This is a genomic window from Nonomuraea sp. NPDC049400 (assembly GCF_044466425.1).
Lineage (GTDB): Bacteria > Actinomycetota > Actinomycetes > Streptosporangiales > Streptosporangiaceae > Nonomuraea.
In genome coordinates, this window is the sequence record NZ_JBITMP010000028.1 from 93,941 (window position 1) to 112,627 (window position 18,687).

17 protein-coding genes and 1 pseudogene are annotated in these 18,687 nt (G+C 69.3%); 12 read left to right on the top strand and 6 right to left on the bottom strand.

Annotation, left to right across the window (positions count from 1 at the left end; genetic code table 11):
* Positions 1-100 precede the first annotated feature (100 nt).
* The 3 genes from ACIBVN_RS35945 (at position 101) to ACIBVN_RS35955 (ending at position 4,566) form a co-directional block, all read left to right on the top strand.
* Positions 101-1,675 carry an ATP-binding protein gene (locus tag ACIBVN_RS35945; protein ID WP_397144205.1) on the top strand — a complete coding sequence of 525 codons (1,575 nt, stop codon included), beginning with the start codon at positions 101-103 and terminating at the stop codon, positions 1,673-1,675.
* A gap of 141 nt (positions 1,676-1,816) precedes the next feature.
* Positions 1,817-2,479, top strand: coding sequence for a response regulator (locus ACIBVN_RS35950; protein WP_397144207.1), 663 nt, complete (start codon positions 1,817-1,819; stop codon positions 2,477-2,479).
* Between the two features lie 92 nt (positions 2,480-2,571).
* Complete coding sequence (locus ACIBVN_RS35955) at positions 2,572-4,566, top strand: VanW family protein (protein ID WP_397144209.1); 1,995 nt, start codon at positions 2,572-2,574, stop codon at positions 4,564-4,566.
* 57 nt (positions 4,567-4,623) lie between these two features.
* On the opposite strand, the gene ACIBVN_RS35960 is transcribed toward ACIBVN_RS35955, so the two are convergent.
* Positions 4,624-5,679: a PQQ-dependent sugar dehydrogenase gene (locus tag ACIBVN_RS35960; protein WP_397144211.1), complete on the bottom strand. Its 1,056-nt coding sequence runs from the start codon at positions 5,677-5,679 to the stop codon at positions 4,624-4,626.
* 113 nt (positions 5,680-5,792) lie between these two features.
* On the opposite strand from ACIBVN_RS35960, the gene ACIBVN_RS35965 reads away from it, so the two are divergent.
* From ACIBVN_RS35965 to ACIBVN_RS36005, 9 genes and pseudogenes are all read left to right on the top strand, one after another.
* Positions 5,793-6,068 (top strand): NAD(P)-dependent oxidoreductase, encoded by a 276-nt coding sequence (locus ACIBVN_RS35965; RefSeq protein WP_397144213.1) that lies wholly within the window; start codon positions 5,793-5,795, stop codon positions 6,066-6,068.
* A 237-nt stretch (positions 6,069-6,305) separates the two neighbouring features.
* Positions 6,306-8,924, top strand: coding sequence for a putative bifunctional diguanylate cyclase/phosphodiesterase (locus tag ACIBVN_RS35970; protein ID WP_397144215.1), 2,619 nt, complete (start codon positions 6,306-6,308; stop codon positions 8,922-8,924).
* Between the two features lie 204 nt (positions 8,925-9,128).
* Positions 9,129-10,868, top strand: coding sequence for an acetolactate synthase large subunit (locus ACIBVN_RS35975; RefSeq protein ID WP_397144216.1), 1,740 nt, complete (start codon positions 9,129-9,131; stop codon positions 10,866-10,868).
* A complete protein-coding gene (gene ilvN, locus ACIBVN_RS35980) occupies positions 10,861-11,385 on the top strand; it encodes an acetolactate synthase small subunit (RefSeq protein ID WP_397144217.1) in 525 nt (174 codons plus the stop codon). Before ACIBVN_RS35975 ends, ilvN begins: the two co-directional genes overlap by 8 nt.
* A 23-nt stretch (positions 11,386-11,408) precedes the next feature.
* Entirely contained in the window at positions 11,409-12,392 is a 984-nt protein-coding gene (gene ilvC, locus ACIBVN_RS35985; RefSeq protein WP_349450933.1) for a ketol-acid reductoisomerase, read from the top strand.
* Between the two features lie 352 nt (positions 12,393-12,744).
* Positions 12,745-12,816 (top strand): annotated as a pseudogene (locus ACIBVN_RS35990) (hypothetical protein); the annotation flags it as partial.
* Positions 12,817-12,847: 31 nt separating this feature from the next.
* A complete protein-coding gene (locus ACIBVN_RS35995) occupies positions 12,848-13,162 on the top strand; it encodes a hypothetical protein (protein ID WP_397144297.1) in 315 nt (104 codons plus the stop codon).
* Positions 13,129-13,386 carry a hypothetical protein gene (locus ACIBVN_RS36000; RefSeq protein WP_397144218.1) on the top strand — a complete coding sequence of 86 codons (258 nt, stop codon included), beginning with the start codon at positions 13,129-13,131 and terminating at the stop codon, positions 13,384-13,386. The genes ACIBVN_RS35995 and ACIBVN_RS36000 overlap by 34 nt, the downstream gene beginning before the upstream one ends.
* 652 nt (positions 13,387-14,038) lie before the next feature.
* The gene (locus ACIBVN_RS36005) at positions 14,039-14,758 is read left to right on the top strand and encodes a BTAD domain-containing putative transcriptional regulator (RefSeq protein WP_397144219.1); all 720 of its coding nucleotides are present in this window, start codon (positions 14,039-14,041) and stop codon (positions 14,756-14,758) included.
* Between the two features lie 65 nt (positions 14,759-14,823).
* Here the strand turns inward: ACIBVN_RS36005 and ACIBVN_RS36010 are convergent, their stop codons facing one another.
* Genes ACIBVN_RS36010 through ACIBVN_RS36030 form a run of 5 tightly spaced genes read right to left on the bottom strand, consistent with a single transcriptional unit; the run spans position 14,824 to position 18,293 of the window.
* Positions 14,824-15,039: a hypothetical protein gene (locus ACIBVN_RS36010; protein ID WP_397144221.1), complete on the bottom strand. Its 216-nt coding sequence runs from the start codon at positions 15,037-15,039 to the stop codon at positions 14,824-14,826.
* A complete protein-coding gene (locus ACIBVN_RS36015; protein WP_397144223.1) occupies positions 15,036-15,464 on the bottom strand; it encodes a S26 family signal peptidase in 429 nt (142 codons plus the stop codon). Before ACIBVN_RS36015 ends, ACIBVN_RS36010 begins: the two co-directional genes overlap by 4 nt.
* Positions 15,461-17,272, bottom strand: a complete 1,812-nt coding sequence (locus ACIBVN_RS36020) for an ABC transporter ATP-binding protein (RefSeq protein ID WP_397144225.1) — start codon at positions 17,270-17,272, stop codon at positions 15,461-15,463. The genes ACIBVN_RS36015 and ACIBVN_RS36020 overlap by 4 nt, the downstream gene beginning before the upstream one ends.
* On the bottom strand, positions 17,269-17,778 hold the full coding sequence (locus ACIBVN_RS36025; protein ID WP_397144227.1) for a TlpA family protein disulfide reductase: 510 nt from the start codon (positions 17,776-17,778) through the stop codon (positions 17,269-17,271). Before ACIBVN_RS36025 ends, ACIBVN_RS36020 begins: the two co-directional genes overlap by 4 nt.
* The gene (locus ACIBVN_RS36030; RefSeq protein WP_397144229.1) at positions 17,778-18,293 is read right to left on the bottom strand and encodes a MauE/DoxX family redox-associated membrane protein; all 516 of its coding nucleotides are present in this window, start codon (positions 18,291-18,293) and stop codon (positions 17,778-17,780) included. The genes ACIBVN_RS36025 and ACIBVN_RS36030 overlap by 1 nt, the downstream gene beginning before the upstream one ends.
* Positions 18,294-18,687 lie beyond the last annotated feature (394 nt).

An 18,687-nucleotide genomic window follows, 5' to 3' on the forward strand; every position in this document is an offset into this window, starting at 1 on the left:
GGGATCGTGAAGCCTCTTCCCGTCCGCGTCGAGGGTTTGCGCGCTTGCCGTCATAGTGGTCGTATTGGTCGCGACCTGGCCGTGACCTGCGTTTGTTTCCATGTGCAACGTGAGATGGGTGCGCGACGCCTCCCTAGGGACCCAGCTGTTCGTGCTCCAGATGGTGATCGTGATCCTCGCCGTCGGGGGCACTGCGGGAGTGTGGGCAGAGCACACGCGCGACCAGCTCGACGCGCTGCACCAGCAGCGCGCGCTGGCCATCGCGCAGTCCGTGGCAGGGCTCCCGCAGGTGCGCGAGGCGTTCAAGCTCAAGAATCCGGAGACGGTGCTGCAGCCGCTGGCCATGAGCGTGCAGCACGAGACCGGCGCCGACTACGTCGTGATCGCCAACGACCAGCAGAAGCGCTATGCACACCCCAACACCGCGCTGATCGGCAAGCAGCTCTCCACGGACGGCACCACCGTCCTGCGGACCGGCAGGAGCTGGGTCGGCACCGAGACCGGCACGATCGGCACCACGGTCAGGGGCAAGACGCCGATCCGCGACGAATACGGCAACGTGATCGGCCTGGTCTCGGTCGGCGTGCTGGAGACCACGGTCGTCGGCCAGCTCGGCGCCGCGCTCCCGCCGCTGATCTGGACGGCGCTGGCCGTGCTGCTCGCCGGGCTGGCACTGGCCGCGGTGATCACCGCGCGGGTGCGCAGGCAGACGTTCGGGCTGGAGCCGCGCGAGATCGCCGCGCTGCTGGAGCAGCGTGAGGGCGTGCTGCACGGCGTCAAGGAGGGCGTGCTCGCGCTCGACCTCAACGGCCGCGTCACGCTGGTCAACGACGCCGCCCGCGAACTGCTCGGCGACGTCGGTGAGGATCTGACCCAGATGCCCGTCTCCGAGCGCATGCGCGACGTGCTCGGGGGCGCCGACCCCGGCGAGGACCGCGTCGTGCTGCACGGCGAGCGGGTGCTGGTGCTCAACCGCACTCCGGTATGGGTACGCGGCCGGCACCGCGGCTGGGTGATCACGCTGCGTGACCGGACAGAGCTGATTCGCCTGGCCCGCGAGCTCCACGACACCAGCAGCGCGACGGAGGCGCTGCGGGCCCAGGCACACGAGTTCGCCAACCGGATGCACACCGTCGTCGGGCTGCTGGAGCTGGGCGAGCACGAGGCGGCCGTCAACTTCATCACCAGCACCACCCGCGGCACGTACGCCACCGACCTGCGCGAGCGCGTCCAGGAGCCCACGCTGGCCGCCCTGCTGCTGGCCAAGTCCGCCGAGGCGGCCGAGCGCGGCGCCCGGCTCGTGCTGTCGGAGGACTCCTGCGTGCCCGAGGGCACGCTGGGCGACCCGCAGGACGCGGTCCTCGTGGTCGGCAACCTCGTCGCGAACGCCATGGACGCCCTCGACGGCGCCGAGGGCACGATCGAGGTGTCGGTGCAGGCCGACGCCGACGGCTTGCACGTGCGGGTGGGCGACTCGGGTCCCGGCATCGCGCCCGACCTGGTGGAAGAGGTGTTCAGGGAGGGCTTCACCACCAAGGCCGCCCGATCGGGCCCGCGCGGGCTGGGGCTGGCGCTGACCCGGCAGGCGTGCCTGCGCAGGGGCGGCTGGGTACGCGTGCGCAACTCGGGCGGCGCCGTCTTCACGGCCCTGCTTCCGCCGAAGGCGCACCCATGACCCGCGACGGCGCCCGGCGGCCGGGCATGGGGGCCAGGGACGCCGCGGCACCGCCACCTGGAGGAGCGGCGGACGCGTGGTGACCGGAGCGATGAGGGTAGGCGGCACCGTGGGGACCGAGCCGCCGGACGGGGTGAGGCCATGAGCGACCTGCGCGTGCTTGTGGTGGACGACGACTTCATGGTCGCCCGCATCCACAGCGGCTACGTGTCCAGGATGCCGGGCTTCCGGGTCGTCGCCGTCGCGCACACCGGGGCCGACGCGCTCGCCGCGGTGGCCGAGCAGCGGCCCGACCTCGTGCTGCTCGACATCTACCTGCCCGACATGTCAGGACTTGAGGTGCTCAAGCAGCTCCATGACGTGGACGTCCTCATGATCAGCGCCGCCCGCGACGTGCCCACCGTCCAGGAGGCCATGCGCGGCGGCGCCGTCAACTACCTCATCAAGCCGTTCACCGCGGCCGCCCTGACCGAGCGCCTCCAGCAGTACGCCGACACCCGCAGGCGCCTGTCCACCATCGGAACCGAGGCCCGCCAGGACGACGTCGATCGGCTCTTCGGCACCCCCAAAACCGCTGCACCCATGCCAAAAGGGTTGTCCGCGGCCACGTGCGCGCTGGTCGCGGATACCCTGCGGGAGGCGGGCCGCGACCTGTCGGCGACCGAGGCGGCCCAGCTCACGGGCCTGTCGCGGGTGAGCGTCCGCCGCTATCTCGAATACCTGTGCGCGGCGGGTCAGGCCGAGTTCCGGCCCCGGTACGGCACGGCCGGCCGACCCGAACATCGCTACCGGTGGCTAGGTTGACACACTTCCGTAGCCATTTCCCGTGACATATGCGGATCCGCGTGCCTTACTGTTGCCTGAGACTTGGCTGCGGACCGGGAGGAGATTGAGGCGTGCGTAACGCCGGACCGATCGAATCACCGACCGACCCGTTCGCCTCGGTGCCGTTACCCACGTCAGGCGTCTCCAAGAAGCCGCGGATCGAAGGCCTGCCCCCGGGCGTCTCCCGGGACATCTTCGGCCCACCGGACAGGCAGGAGCCCCGACCGGCCCAAGGCCCGAGCGCCCCGGGCGGTCCCTCGGGCGGCGCGCTGCCCCCTGTGGCGCCGCCGGCGCAGCCGTGGCCCATGAACGACAAGCAGTCGCCGGCCCCGGCCGCCCCCATGTTCGGCACGCCTGTGGAGCGACCGCCCGCGTATGAGCCCGAGCCGCCCAGGCGGCGCCGCCTCCTGCCCGGCCTGCTGGCGTTCGTGGCGGTCCTGGCGGGGCTGGCGTACGTCGTGCCCGCCGTGCTCATGTCGGGCTCCGTGCTGCGCGGCACTCACGTGGCGGGCGTCGACATCGGCGGGCTGACCGTCACCCAGGCGGCCGACAAGCTCCGCAACGAGCTCGGCACCAGGCTGAGCAAGCCGGTCGTGGTCGACATCGCCGGCCGGAAAGAGACCATCCAGCCCGACGAGGCCGGGCTCGAGCTCGACGTGGTGAGCACGATCGGGCAGGCGCCCAGCGGGTTCCCCAGCCCGCAGGAGGTGTGGCAGGGGCTGACCGGCAAGACCGAGCTCCAGCCGAAGGTGAACCTCGACTCCTCCCAACTCGCCAGGACCGTCGAGGGCCTGGCGGAGGCCGCCGACAAGAAGGCGCGCGAGGGCCGGGTGTTCTTCTCCGGGCTGCAGCCGAAGATCCGCCGGCCGGAGGACGGCGTGCTGCTCGACCGGGACGACGCCGTACGCAGGGTCGGCGACGCCTTCCTGCGCGGGGGCGGCAACGTCGTGCTGACGCTGCGGCCGGCCAAGCCCGTCACCACTCCGCAGGCCGTCGAGGCGGCCCTGGCCAAGGCGAAGCAGGCCGTCTCCGCGCCCATCACGCTGGCCCTCGGCGGCAAGCAGGTGCAGATCCCGCCGGCCATGATCGCCGCCAACCTGACCTACGGCTCCGACGGCTCCGGCGGGCTCGCGCCCACGTTCAACGCCAAGGCGGTGCTGGCCGCCGTGGAGAGCCGGCTGGTGGACGCCGCCCAGCAGCCGCGCGACGCCACGTACGACATCGTGAACGACAAGCCGGTCCTGGTGCCCGCGCGCACGGGACGGGGCGTGAACGACAAGCTGCTGGCCAGGGACGCCGAGCGGGTGTTCGACCAGGGCGGCAGCCGCACCATCCCCGTCCGGCTGGGCGCCGTCGCCCCCACCGTCACGACCGCCCAGGTACGCGGCCTCGGCATCCAGGAGGTCGTGGGCACGTTCAACACGACGTTCGACTGCTGCCAGGCGCGGGTGAAGAACATCCAGCGGATGGCGCAGGAGCTCGACGGGCACCTGGTCAAGCCGGGGGAGACGTTCTCGATCAACGAGGTCGTGGGGGAGCGCACCGTCGAGGACGGGTACGTCGAGGCGGGGCAGATCGTCGGCGGGCGGATGGTGAACATCGTGGGCGGCGGCGTGTCGCAGTTCGCCACGACGATGTACAACGCGGCGTTCTTCGGCGGGTTCGATCTCGTCGAGCACAAGCCGATGGACTATTTCGCACCTCGCTACCCCGCCGGGCGTGACGTCACGCTGCTGTATCCGGAAACGGACCTGAAGTGGCGCAACGACTCCGAGCACGGGGTGCTGATCAAGACGGCCTTCACGGACACGTCGGTGACGGTCACGCTGTGGAGCACCAAGCGGTACGACAAGGTGGAGGCGGTGGAGTCGGACCGGCGGGACTTCGTGCCGTTCAGGACCGAGAGCAGCTCCGCGCCCGACTGCCTGCCCACGCAGGGACAGCAGGGATTCACGATCGACGTCACCCGCGTGTTCCAGAAGGACGGCGAGGTGGTCAAGAAGGACAAGAAGGTGACCACCAAGTACCGCGCCCAGCCGCAGACGACCTGCACGGCGACCCGCTGAGGCCCGCGCGCACGGGGGCCGCGGCGCTTGGCCCGGCCCCCCGGATCAGCGGCCGGTTCACGACGGGGTGACCGAGAGGATGCGGTCGTCGCCCGGCCGTGGGGAGCCGCGGCCGTCCTTGTTGCTGGTCCCGACCCACAACGTGCCGCCAGGGGCGGACGTGACGGCGCGAAGGCGGCCGTAGCGGTCGGTGAAGCGGGCGACCGGCTCGCCCGCCGACCCGTCCGGCCTCAGCGGGACCTGCCACAGGCGCTCCCCCCGCAGCGCGGCCACCCACAACGAGCCCTTCGCGTACGCCATCCCCGACGGTGACGCCTCATCGGTGGTCCACGTGACGATGGGGTTCACGAAGCGGGGATCGTCGCCGCGCCCCTCGACCTCCGGCCAGCCGTAGTTGCCCCCGGCCTTGATGAGGTTCACCTCGTCGTAGGTGTTCTGGCCGAACTCCGTGGCGTACAGCCGCCCAGAGGGGTCCCAGGCGAGCCCCTGGACGTTGCGGTGCCCGTAGCTGTAGACGAGCGTGCCGAACGGGTTGCCGGGGGCTGGGGCGCCGTCCACGGTCATGCGCAGGATCTTGCCGCCGAGCGAGTCGCGCTGCTGGGCGAGCTGGTCGTCGCCGGTCTCGCCCGTGGCGGCGTACAGGTAGCCGTCCGGCCCGAACGCCAGCCGCCCGCCGTTGTGGATCCCGCCCCTCGGGATGCCCCGCACCAGGACCCGCTCGTCGCTGAGGCGGTCGCCGGAGAGCCGGTAGCGGACGATCCGGTTGTCCTGCTCCGCGCTGTAGTAGAGGAAGACCTGCTCATCCTTGACCGCCACCCCCATCAACCCGCCCTCGCCTTCGGGCCGCACCCCGGAGATCGTCCCCAGCGACGTCACCTTCCCGTCCGGGCGGACCCGCAGCAGCCGCGCCGAGTCCCGTTCGGTGACCAGCGCGTCGCCTCCGGGCAGGAACGCGATCGCCCACGGCACGGACAGCCCCGTCGCCACGTCCTTGGGCTCTCCTGGGCCGCCCGTGGCCGTCGGGGGCACGTCCCCATCGCTGGCCAGGCCGTTGGAACAGGCCGTCGACGCGGCGATGAGCATGATCGTCAAGAGCTTTCTCATATGTTCCATACTTCCCGGCGAGTCGCAAGGTTCTCGGCATGAAGACCTAGGTTCCATCCGCCACGCCGGCACCGCGGGCATGGTGGACGCGGCGTTCCTCGCCCGGATGAGTGGACGGCGCCGTGCTGGTCAATGCCGCCAGGGGCGGGATCGCCGACACGGACGCACTGATCGCGGAGCTCAAAACCGGTAGGCTCCGTGCGGCGCTGGATGTGACCGCGCCCGAGCCGCTGCCCGAGGGCCACCCCCTTTGGAGCGCTCCGGGCGTTCTGATCACTCCGCACATCGCGGGCAGCACTCCGGCGTCGGGACGGCGCGTGCTGCGACTGATCCGCGCCCGGCTCCTGCGTCACCTCGCAGGCGAACCGCTGGTCAACGTCATAACGGACACATACTGAGAGGATCCCGGACCGTGGCTGGTCCGTGACCTTCGGTGCGTACCGTGGCCCTTGCAGGGAGGTCCTGACTCGCTGTCAAGGATCTCTTGGCGGAAATTGGTCTTTGTGGTTATCAGATCGGTGACGACATCGGCGTTGTCACCACCTGCGCACCCACGAGCGCACACACTGGCGAAGTGATCGGCCGGGCTTCGGCGGTCATCAGGTGCAGAGTTCGAGACGGGATGGGCAACGACTGTGATCCGCTGGCGTGATCCACGGGTGCCGCTGACCGCCGCGGCGGCGGCAGGCGCGGTGGCGTTCGCCGCTGCGCTCAGCGTAGGCCGTCAGGCCTTGCTCGCCGGCGCGGTCGCCGGCGGGCTGGCGGCGCTGATCGCCGCCTGCTCCCTGCTGGTCGCCTCGGTGAAGTCGGCGGCGGACCGGCCCATGGCGCTGGGCGCCCGCTGGATGGGCGGCGGAGCCGTCATCTGGGCGGCCGGGGTGGCGCTGCGCCCGTTCGCCGAGAGCTTCCTGGTCAGCTTCGCGGACCTGTTCGTGCTGCTCGGCACCGTGGTCACGGCCAGCGGGGCGCTGATCGCCGCCGACCGCAGGTTCCCGGCCAGGATCGTTTTACGGCATGTGACCGACTCCTATCTGTGCGCCGCCTCGCTCTTCCTGATCGGCTGGGTCGTGGCACTGCGCCACGTCTACGACGATTCCGCCGATCCCGCGGCGTTCACGCTGGTGATGTTGCCGCCGATGATCGCGCTGCTGGTGACGTGCGCGGTGATCCCGTCGGTGCTCACCAGCCGGGCCTCCTCCTGGCTGCTGGCCCTGGCCGGCGTCGGCGTGCTCGCCACCATGACCGTGGCGGGCCTGGCTGCCGCGGTGGCCAGGCTCGACGGCGGCCACCCGCAGATCTGGAGCGTCATGCTGGCGCCCGTCGCGTTCCTGCTGCTCGCGGCCGTGCCCTGGGGCCCGCCCGCGCGCGAGTCGGACAGGTCCGCCGTCGGCAACGTGGTCGCGCTCGTGCCGCTGGCGCTGGTCGCCGTGGCCGCCTGCACGTGGCTCGCCCACCTGGCCGGCGAGCGCCCCGAGCGTCCGGTGACCGGCGTCGTGGTGGTCGCGGTCTCCGTGGTGCTGCTCCTGCTGGTGCGCCTGTTCGTGGCCTCGGCGGCCAACATGCGCCTGCGCGGCCAGGTCAAACTCGCCGAACGGCAGCTCAAGGAGCTGGCGGAGAGCACCGGCGACGTGGTGTTCACCTGCGACTACACGGGCGTGGTCCGTGAGATCGGCCCGGGGGTCGAGGTCACGTACGGCTATCACCCCGACGCGGTGGTCGGCGGGTCGATCTTCGACTACATCCACCCGGAGGACGTCCCGGGCATCCAGGTCGCGCTGCGCGCCATGCACCTCGACGAGGACAACACCACGGCACCGGGCGCCTGCCTGATCGCCTGCCGGGTGCGCGCTGCCGACGGCACCTGGCGGCCCACCGAGTCCGTCGCCACCCGCCACGTCGGCGGCGAGGACCTGATGCTGGTCACCACCAGGGACATCAGCGACGAGGAGGCGCTGCGCAACCAGGTCGCCCACCTGACCTTCCACGACGGCGTGACCGGGCTGCCCAACCGCTCCTACTTCGAGGAGCGCACCCGCGAGGTGCTCTCGGGGCGCACCTCGGGACATGTCGCGGTCATCTTCCTCGACCTGGACGGGTTCACCTCGGTCAACGACTCGGTCGGGCACGCCAGCGGCGACTACCTGCTCGGCCAGGCTGCGCGCAGGCTGCGCGGCGCCGTACGCGTCGACGACACGCTCGCCCGCTGGGGCGGCGACGAGTTCGCCGTGCTCGTCGAGACCGGTGGCGAGGCGCAGGTCGCGGTCGACCTGGCCGAGCGGCTCGTACGCGCGGTCTCGCAGGAGCCGTTCCGCGTCGCCGACCGCGACGTGGCGCTGACCGCCAGCGTGGGCGTGGCCTTCACCGAGGACGACATGCCCGCCGGCGACCTCATCCGCAACGCGGACGTCGCAATGGCACGCGCCAAAGAGCTGGGCGGACGCCGGGTCGAGGTGTTCGCCGCGCAGATGCACGCCGACGTGGTGCGCAGGCTGGAGCTGGCGGCCGACCTGCAGCGGGCGCTGATCGACCAGCAGTTCGCGATCGAATACCAGCCGGTGGTCGATCTGGCCACGTCCCGGGTCACCGCGGTCGAGGCGCTGGTGCGCTGGTGGCGGGGCTCGGTGTTCGTGCCGCCGGAGCAGTTCCTCGGCCCGGCCGAGGACACCGGGCTGATCGTGCCGCTGGGCGAGTGGATCCTGCGCGAGGCCTGCCGCGAGGTGGCCGCCTGGCGGGCCTCGTCCTGGGACATCGGCCTGTCGCTCAACCTGTCCGCCCGCCAGATCACCGCGCCGCGTTTCGTCGAGACGGTCGAGGAGGCGCTTCGGGAAAGCGGGCTGCCCGCCTCCGCGCTCACCCTCGAGGTGATCGAGGAGATGCTGGTCGAGGACGCCGAGGAGACGATCAAGCGGCTGTCCGAGCTGCGGGCGCTCGGGGTGCGGCTGGCCATCGACGACTTCGGCACGGGCTACGCGTCGCTGGCGTTCCTACGGCAGCTTCCCGTCGACATGATCAAGATCGATCCGTCGTTCGTGTCGGGGCTGGGCAAGGACGACACGCTGACGCTGCTCACCCGTACGATCGTGCGGCTCGGCCACGACCTCGGTCTTGTCGTGGTGGCCGAGGGCATCGAACGTCCTGAGCAGCTCGAACTGCTCAAGCGGATGGGGTGCACGAAGGGGCAGGGTTTCCTGGTGGCACGGCCGATGGCGGCCCGCGGAGTCGACTCGCTGATGCGGACGAGTCTCACTGTTTGAGACATGTGTCCACGAAGTTGGCACCGGGGCGTTCCGAGCGGCTATGGTGTTTGCCATGCTTCGCAGTGAGATTCTCGTAGTACTTCGCCGGCGCGCAGGCCGATAGCGAAGCACGACGACCTGCGCGCCGCCCCAGACCCGCCGACCGGTGGGAAGGGGCATTTTTTATGTCCTTAAGCGAGTAGCCACGCAAGGAACGAGCCGATGACCGAACGGATGACAGGTGCACAGGCCCTGGTGAGGGCTTTGGAGCACGTTGGAGTCGACACAGTGTTCGGGATCCCGGGCGGTGCCATTCTGCCGGCCTACGATCCTCTCTACGACTCGACCAAGGTCCGGCACGTGCTCGTACGCCACGAGCAGGGTGCGGGTCACGCGGCCGAGGGCTACGCGCAGGCGACCGGCAAGGTCGGGGTGTGCATGGCCACCAGCGGTCCCGGTGCCACCAACCTGGTGACGCCGATTGCCGACGCGTACATGGACTCGGTGCCGATCGTGGCGATCACCGGTCAGGTGGCCAGCGCGGCCATCGGCACGGACGCGTTCCAGGAAGCCGACATCTCCGGCATCACCATGCCGATCACCAAGCACAACTTCCTGGTCACGGACCCCGCGGACATCCCCCGCACGATCATGGAGGCCTTCCACATCGCCTCCACCGGCCGTCCCGGCCCGGTGCTCGTGGACATCTCCAAGGACGCGCTGCAGGCCGACACCACCTTCAGCTGGCCGCCGACCATGCAGCTCCCTGGCTACCGCCCGGTCACCAGGCCGCACTCCAAGCAGATCCGCGAGGCCGCCAAGCTGATCGCCGAGTCCAAGCGGCCGGTCCTGTACGTCGGCGGCGGCGTCCACAAGGCGGGCGCGTCCGCCGAGCTGCTCCAGCTCGCCGAGCTGACCAACATCCCGGTCGTCACCACCCTGATGGCGAGGGGCACGTTCCCCGACAGCCACCCGCAGCACATGGGCATGCCGGGGATGCACGGCAGCGTGTCGGCCGTGGGCGCGCTGCAGAAGGCCGACCTGCTCATCGGCCTGGGCGTGCGCTTCGACGACCGGGTGACCGGCGATCTGGCCTCGTTCGCGCCGAACGCCAAGGTCGTGCACGCCGACATCGACCCGGCGGAGATCTCCAAGAACCGCCACGCCGACGTGCCGATCGTGGGCGACTGCAAGGAGGTCATCGGCGATCTCGTCGCCGCCATCCAGGCGTCGGAGCAGAAGGGCGACTACACCGCCTGGTGGACGATCCTCAACGGCCTCAAGAAGACGTACCCGCTGGGTTATGAGACGTTCGAGGACGGCTCGCTGGCGCCGCAGTACGTCATGGAGCGGCTGAGCGCGATCGCCGGGCCCGACACGTACTACGTGGCCGGGGTCGGGCAGCACCAGATGTGGGCCGCGCAGTTCATCGACTACGAGAACCCCGGCACGTTCATCAACTCCGGCGGCCTCGGCACGATGGGCTTCGCCGTCCCGGCCGCGATGGGCGCCAAGATGGGCCGCCCCGACGCCACGGTGTGGGCCATCGACGGCGACGGCTGCTTCCAGATGACCAACCAGGAGCTGGCCACCTGCACCCTGGAGGGGGTGCCGATCAAGATCGCCGTCATCAACAACGGTAACCTCGGCATGGTCCGCCAGTGGCAGACGCTCTTCTACGACGAGCGTTACTCCAACACCGACCTGCAGACGACGCGCCGCATCCCGGACTTCGTCAAGCTCGCCGAGGCCTATGGTTGTGTGGGCCTGCGTTGCGAGCGTGCCGAGGACGTGGACGCCGTGATCGCGAAGGCCATGGAGATCAACGACGTGCCCGTCGTGGTCGACTTCGTCGTCCACCAGGACGCCATGGTCTGGCCCATGGTGGCGGCAGGCACCAGCAACGACGACATCAAGATCGCCCGTGACATGGCGCCTAAGTGGGAGAACGAGGATGAGTAGGCATACTCTGTCGGTGCTTGTCGAGAACAAGCCGGGCGTCCTGGCGCGCGTGTCCGCGTTGTTCAGCAGGCGGGGCTTCAACATAGACTCGCTGGCAGTGGGGCCGACCGAACACGACGACATCTCGCGCATGACCATCGTGGTCAGCGTCGAGGAGTTGCCGCTTGAGCAGGTCACCAAGCAGCTCAACAAACTGGTGAACATACTGAAGATCGTCGAGCTCGACACGTCGCAGTCCGTCCAGCGCGAGCTGATGCTGATCAAGGTCAAGGCCGACGCCGACAGCCGTTCCCACGTGCTGGAGCTCGTCAACCTCTTCCGCGCCCGCTGCGTCGACGTGGCCGCCGACGCCGTGACCATCGAGGTCACCGGCACTCCCGACAAGCTCGAGGCGTTCGTCAAGGTGCTCGAGCCGTTCGGGATCAAAGAACTCGTCCAGTCGGGCATGGTGGCCATCGGCCGCGGCGCCCGTTCCATCACCGACCGGTCCCTCAGGGCATTGGACCGTACCGCCTGAAAGGTTTTGAGCAAGTGACCGAGATTTACTACGACGACCAGGCCGACCTGTCGATCATCCAGGGACGCCACGTGGCCGTGCTGGGGTACGGCAGCCAGGGCCACGCCCACGCGCTCTCCCTGCGTGACTCCGGCGTGGACGTCCGCGTCGGCCTGCCGGAGGGTTCCAAGAGCCGCGAGAAGGCGGAGAACGACGGGCTGCGGGTCGTCACTCCGGCGGAGGCGGTCGAGGAGGCCAACCTCACCATGATCCTCGCGCCGGACCACATCCAGCGCGACCTGTACACCCAGCACGTCGCCCCCAACCTGGTCGAGGGCGACGCGCTGTTCTTCGGCCACGGCCTCAACATCCGCTACGGCCTCATCGAGGCCCCGGAGGGTGTGGACGTCTGCATGGTCGCCCCCAAGGGCCCGGGCCACCTCGTCCGCCGCCAGTTCGAGGCCGGTCGCGGCGTGCCCGTCCTCGTGGCCGTCGAGAAGGACGCTTCGGGCAAGGCGCTGGACCTGGCGCTGTCGTACGCCAAGGGCATCGGCGGCACGCGCGCCGGAGCTCTCCGCACCACCTTCAAGGAGGAGACGGAGACCGACCTGTTCGGCGAGCAGGCCGTGCTGTGCGGCGGCGTCTCCGAGCTCATCAAGGCGGGCTTCGACACGCTGATCGAGGCCGGCTACCAGCCCGAGGTCGCGTACTTCGAGTGCCTGCACGAGATGAAGCTGATCGTCGACCTGATGTACGAGGGCGGCATCTCGAAGATGTACTGGTCGGTCTCCGACACGGCCGAGTACGGCGGCTACACCCGCGGCCCGCGCGTCATCACCGACGAGACGCGGCAGGAGATGCGCCGGATCCTGGGCGAGGTCCAGGACGGCACCTTCGCGCGGCAGCTCGTCGAGGAGTTCGAGAGCGGCCAGAAGGAGTTCAAGCGCTACCGCGAGGAGCTGGCCGAGGACGCGATCGAGAAGACGGGCGCGAAGCTCCGCCCGATGATGAGCTGGCTCAAGGCGTAGTTTTCGCTGGGACGCACGCTCTTCGAGTAGTAGGTTGCGCAGGCTCACCCACAGTGCGACTTGAAGGGCAGGAGTGGCCCGGGGTCTGACTCGCTTACCCACTGGCGTTGTTGCTCGGAACGGGATTTGCCGATCCCGAGCGGCTCTTGCACCGCATGCTTGCAGGGCGGTGTGACCTGATAGGTGCTTGCCTGGTGGCTCATCACTGTGTTGTCCGTCCGTCCTGCTGGTATGCGAGCCCGCAGGACGGACGAGGCAGAGGTGACAGGGCGTGGCGGGTAAGAAGGGCAAGGCGCGGGTGATCGGCGGGGTGGATACTCACGGCCAGACGCATCACGCTGCGGTGATCCTGATGAACGGGCGGCGGCTGGCCGATGCCGAGTTTCCGGCCACTTGTCAGGGCTTTGACAAGCTGCTGGCCTGGCTGCGCGGGTTCGGACGGGTCGCGTCGGTGGGTGTGGAGGGGGCCGGCAGTTACGGTGCGGGCCGCGGCCGTGCCCAAGGCCAGGGACGCGCGGGTGGAAGCCATCCGCGCTCTGCACGCGGCCCGAGCCGGCGCGGTCAAGGCCCGCACGGCCACGCTGAGTCAGCTCAAGGCCATGCTGGTGACCGCCCCTGCCGAGTTGCGTGAGCAGCTGAGCTGGCCGGGCCGCGCGGCGGGCAGTATCGTGGCCGCCTGCCTGCGGCTGCGTTCCGGTGCCGATACGGACGCGTCATCGTCTCAACCACGGTGGCGTTGCGCAGTCTCGCCCGCCGGCACCGGCACCTGAGTGAGGAGATCGGCGACCGCGACGCCAACCGCGCCCTGCACATGATCGCCGTCAGCCGCCTGGCCCACGACGAACGCACCCGCGCCTACGCCGCCCGCCGGACCAGCGAAGGCCTGTCGAAGAAAGACATCCTGCGCTGCCTCAAGCGCTACATCGCCCGCGACGTCTTCCGTATTCTCACCCACGGCCACGAACGAGCGACCAAACCCGCTTCTGACTGTTGACAAGACATAGGAGCATCCCGTCGCCCGACTGGGTGGTGGGCCTGCTGGACCCCGCCCCAAGCGGTCCTCGCTTCGCTCGGGCGCTCTTCCCCGGTCGGCAAGACGTCGGCGGCTTCCGGCTGAGCGGTGAACCACATGGGACGGTGTTCGACGAGCTGATGTCGACCGGTGCGATGATCACTGGCAGACGAACGTGAGGCCCGGGCGTACGCGTGAGCTTGGCCTCCATGCTCTCGTGATGAAGGGCATACGCTCCACCGAGGAGCAGACGGTCAGCGCTGATGGATGTCGTCATGCGTCGGCGCGTGCTGGTCGCGTATCCAGAGCCCCGAGTCCGTCGCCCAGGGTGGCAGCCGTCCCCTTCTGGAGAGCTCAACCGGGCAGGTGACGCCCGGGACGCCCGTGCACTTGCCGGCCGGTCAAGGCATTGATCGTTCGGATGGCGCTGGAGAAACCCAGTGCGAAGGGATGTCTTCTTCCCCACCCTCAGCCCGGAGCTTCATGCCTATTTGCTACCTCTGTCCGTCGTGACAGGGAGAGTATTCGACCCCGCTTCCGTGCCGGCGAGCCCGGCATACCGAAGGCATACCGCGGTGGGGGAGGATCTGGGCCGAGGTAGGTATAAATGATCAAATTACTTGGGTCTTTCGCAGTGTCGGACGCCAGTGGTCGGTTGATCAAAGTTGGCGCGGCGAAGCAGCAGGCGATCCTCGCCGTTCTCGCGCTGTGCAGGGGCAGGATGGTCACCATCGACAGGCTGATCGGAGAGCTCTGGCAGGATGAGCCGCCGACCACGGCGAAGGCGAGCTTGCAGACATACGTTTACCGGCTGCGACGGACACTGGCCCCGCTCGCCGCAGACGGTGTCGACCTGATCACGTCAGGACAGAGCTACGCGTTGATGGTGCCCGATTGCGCCGTTGACGTCAGGGCATTCGAGACCGCGGCTGAGCAGGGTGCCGATGCCCTGATCCACGGCCAGGCCGATCTCGCGGTGAGCCTGCTGCGGGAAGCGCTTGGTTTGTGGCGCGGCCCGCTGATGCCGGAGATCGACGTCGAGCTCGTCCGCATCGAGCGCCGCCGGCTGGAGGAGTTGCAGCTCACCACTCGTGAACTGTGTGCGGAGGCCGAGCTCCGGCTCGGGTACCACAGTCGCGTCATCCCTGACCTGGAGCGGCTTGTCCGGCGCCATCCGCTCCGCGAGACGTCGTGGGCGATGCTCATGAGGGCTCTGGCGTGCCGTGGTCGCCGCGCGGAGGCGCTCGCCGCTTACCGCCGGATGCGCGGCATCCTCGACGAGGAACTCGGCGTCGAGCCCACCGACGACGTTCGCCGGCTGCACCAGGACATCCTTCGCGGCACGCATGCCTGACCCGAGCGCCGGTCAGGTGCTCACCTGGACACGGTGAGCACCTGACCGATGCTGCTCTTACGCGGTCAGCAGCATCGCCGGGTGTAGCGGTCCCACCAGCAAGCGCCCGGCCCGCAGACGCACTTGTTCAGGGTCTTCTGGTAGCCGCTGCTTCCGCAGGCAGGGTTGGGGTAGCACCGACTCCAGTAGGAGTACCCGGAGTTGCAGTCGACGGCGGCGGCCTTCGACTGAGGAAGCAGCCGGCTCAGAGCCTGGTCGGCGATTCTTCCGATGGTTTTCATCTCTCTCTTCCTTGTGTTGTGATCATTTTTCTGATGGAGATGGCTTGGATATCGGAGACGGGGAAGAAGCCGAGAGCCCGGGAGTCGAAACTCGTGTGCGCGTTGTCGCCGAGCAGGACCAGCTGCCCCTCGGGCACCCGCTCGTCGGCGATGACGTCCTTCGCTATCTCGGGAACCAGGTCGCCCGGGAGCGCGGCGATGCGTTTGACGAGGAGGCCCCCGCCGCCGAGCAGCCGGTTGGCGACGACGGCTATCTGATCGCGCCGCAGGTCCGAAGGCGACACCCGGCGAGCAAGGATTCTGTCGCCGTCGACCAGGGCCGGGGCCATGCTGTCGCCGTCGACGCGGATGATCGAATACGTACGGCGCAGCCGTACCAGCAAGGCGACGAACAGGCAGGCGGCGGCGAGCAGCCAGAGCATCATGCGACCACCGCCTGAGGCGGATCGACGTACCCCTTGGCCTGCAGGTTGAACAGTCGCGCGTACCGGCCGCGGGCGGCCATGAGCTCGTCATGCGTCCCCGCCTCGACGATCGTGCCGTTCTCCAGGACCACGATCCGGTCCGCGTCGCGGACGGTGTTGAGCCGGTGGGAGATGAGCACGCTGGTGGCGCCGTCACGCTGGTGCCGGGTCCTGGCGTGCACGTCGGCCTCGGCCTCGGGGTCGAGCCCCGCGGAGGGTTCATCGAGGATCATGAGGTCGCGGTAGCCGCGGAACATCGCCCGGGCCAGCGCCGTGCGCTGCCACTGGCCACCGGAGAGCTGCACGCCGATCTCGGGGTCGTCCGTGTCGTCTTCTTCGAAGAACATCCTGGTGAGCAGGGTGTCGTAGCCGCGGGGGAGGGACGCCAGCTTGTCGTCGATGCCCGCCTGCTGCGCGGCGGCGCGGATGCGTTCGCGATTGTCGCGGGCGGCGACGAAGCCGATGGAGACGTTGTCGGCCGCGGACATGTCGTAGGTCATGTGGTCCTGGAAGAGGCCGGTGAGGCGATGTCTGAGGTCCTCCGGGCGTACCAGGCGGATGTCCACGCCGTCCCAGGTGATGGAGCCGCGCTGCGGGTCATAGAACCTGCACAGCAGCTTGACCAAGGTGCTCTTGCCCGCGCCGTTCAGACCCACGATGGCGACCGCCTTGCCGGCTGGGATGAACAGGTTCACGCCGCGCAGGATCCAGGGGTGCCGGTCGCTGTAGCGGAACCAGACGTTGGAGAACTCGATGCCGTGGCTCAGCCGGGGCAGCGGCCTGGGGTCGGCGGGGATCGGCAGGTCAGAGCCCGCCTGGGTCACCGCCACGTAATGGTCGAACATGATCAGGTCCTGGTGCAGGGCGGCGATGCCGTTGACCAGGTTGTAGAGGGCACCCTGGACCGCGGCCACGGCCGCGATCAGCAGGGACACGTCGCCCACGCTCAGCGCGCCGGACCTGGCGGCGATCACGGCCCAGACCAGCCCGCCTCCGGCGACCGCCGCGCCCAGCAGCGTCAGCGCACCCTCGACGGTGAGCTCCCTGAGGTCCATCCGGCGATGGGCGGCGTTGGCGGCCTGCAGCTCGGTCATCATCCGGCCGCGCAGGAATCTGCCGCTGTTGAAGAGCCGGATCTCCTTGGCGGCCTCAACGGTGCCCAGCAGCGACCCGTAGAACATCTGCCGGCGCTCCGTCGGGCCGATCTCCCACATCAGCGAGGCACGGCGGCGTGACAGGCGGAGCTGGGCCACCAGCGCTGGGACCCCGGTCAGCAGGACGATCCCGGTCAGGATGGGGCTGATCACCAGGAGTGAGCCGACCATCCCCACCAGGGTGATCGATGACCGGATGGTGCCGAACGAGCCGGTGATGATGCTCTGGCCCGACTGAAGACTGTTTTGCGCCAGCCGCAGCCGGTCATGGAAGTCCGGATCCTCGAAGCGCCGCAGACCGGCGAAGCGCAACGTCGCCGTGAACAGCTGCGCCGTGGTCCGCGCCGTGAACGCCCTGGCCATCTGGTTGCCCAGATACTGGCTCACCTGGGGAAGCGCCGCGATCAGCACACCGGATGCCGCCAGTGCGACGGCGAGCGTGATCAACCCAGCGTCAGAGCCGTGACCTGCCAGATCGTCCACGACCAGCTTGGTCAGCCAGGCGACCGCGATCGGCGCCACCGCTTCGACCAGCATCACCAGGACGAAGACGGCCATCATGCCGGGCGCGGTCCGCAAGGCGACGTCAGCCGCCGCGCGTGCCGTACCGATCATGCGTGGACAGCGTCCGGCATGGCGGCATCGCTGAAGACGACGGTGCCTGTGACGTCCGTCGCGATCACCGTCGGGTACCCGGAGACCTTGAACACCTGCTGGACCGGGCCCTGGGGCTCCTCCTGCACGACGCGCGCCACCTTCGCCAGGCGCGCGATGTACGCGGCTGGATCGTCTTGGGGGCCGGCGACCACTATGGCGAGTACTGGGTCCGAGATCCGCTCCGCCCACTCGATGAACTTCGGCAGCAGCTCTCTGCAGGGCTGGCAGCTCGGGGAGAAGAAACCGACCAGCGCGGAGCCCTCCAGGAACGACGCCGAGATCGGCTCACCGTCGGTGGTCGTGGCGGCGAAATCCGGGATCCTTTCGCCGGGCGCCAGACCCTCCTGCATCATCGGCGGGGCGGCCTGCAGCTTGCGAAGCCGCCGGATCACGCCGATGAGCAGCAGCAGGTTTGCCAGACCCAGCAGCCCGACCAGGACGACTGCGGCAATCAGATAGGGCATCACGCACTCCCCGAGGTTTCCGTGAACAGATCGACGATGTCGTCGAAAGCGATCACCAAGATCGCTCCGATCAGACCGGTGGGTACCGCTATCGCCAGCCCCGCCACGGTGGGCGTCACGTCAGGGCCGGCCAGCGCCGTCCAGCCGAGGGCGACCGCGACCAGCAGCAGGCTGTTCCGCGCCAGGTGCACCGGGCCGAGATGGGAGTCGGAAAAGCCGAAGCAGCGGCAGGACACCCGCAGGCCTCGCCGTACCGTGATGGCGATCGCGGCGCAGAATCCGCACAGCAAGACCCCTGCCAGGGGCAGACCCACCCGTGGGATCACCATGAGCGCGGCTGCGGCCGCTTCACCGGCCGCCACCACGCTGCCCACCGGAACGCGGAGGCGCGTAGGGATCATCGCCAGGGATGAGGCGAATGACCGCATGGCACTGCGGCTGCGGAGCTTGGTGAACGCGGAGACCGCGAACACGGTCCCGAGCAGCACCTGGCAGGCGACGAGTAGAAGACCCACGGCAGGCATACTTCTCGGTCGCGCCAGCCCGTCTCTAGCGCGCCGCTAGCGCCGACGGTCGTACGGGTGCCGAACCCCTGTGCGGCCAACTGCTGCACAGGGGTTCGGCGAGTGAGTGCATAGTCCACGGCGGCGATGGCTGCCATTGGCCGCCGGACAGCTCGCAGCCGTCCTTGACGCGGCGGTCCAGCAGGGTGCGGTAGCCGTGGGGCAGGCCAGCGATGACGTCATCGGCGCCAGCGATGGCGCGCAACCTGTTCCCCGACAAGATCGCCCTGCGACTGGACGAGTCGGAACAGATCGGGTCGGCGATGGGGAATCCCAGCGCGGCACCCCGACCGAGAACGCCATCGCCAGCGGGACCGCGGTCACATCGAGCTACCGAGCCGCGCTC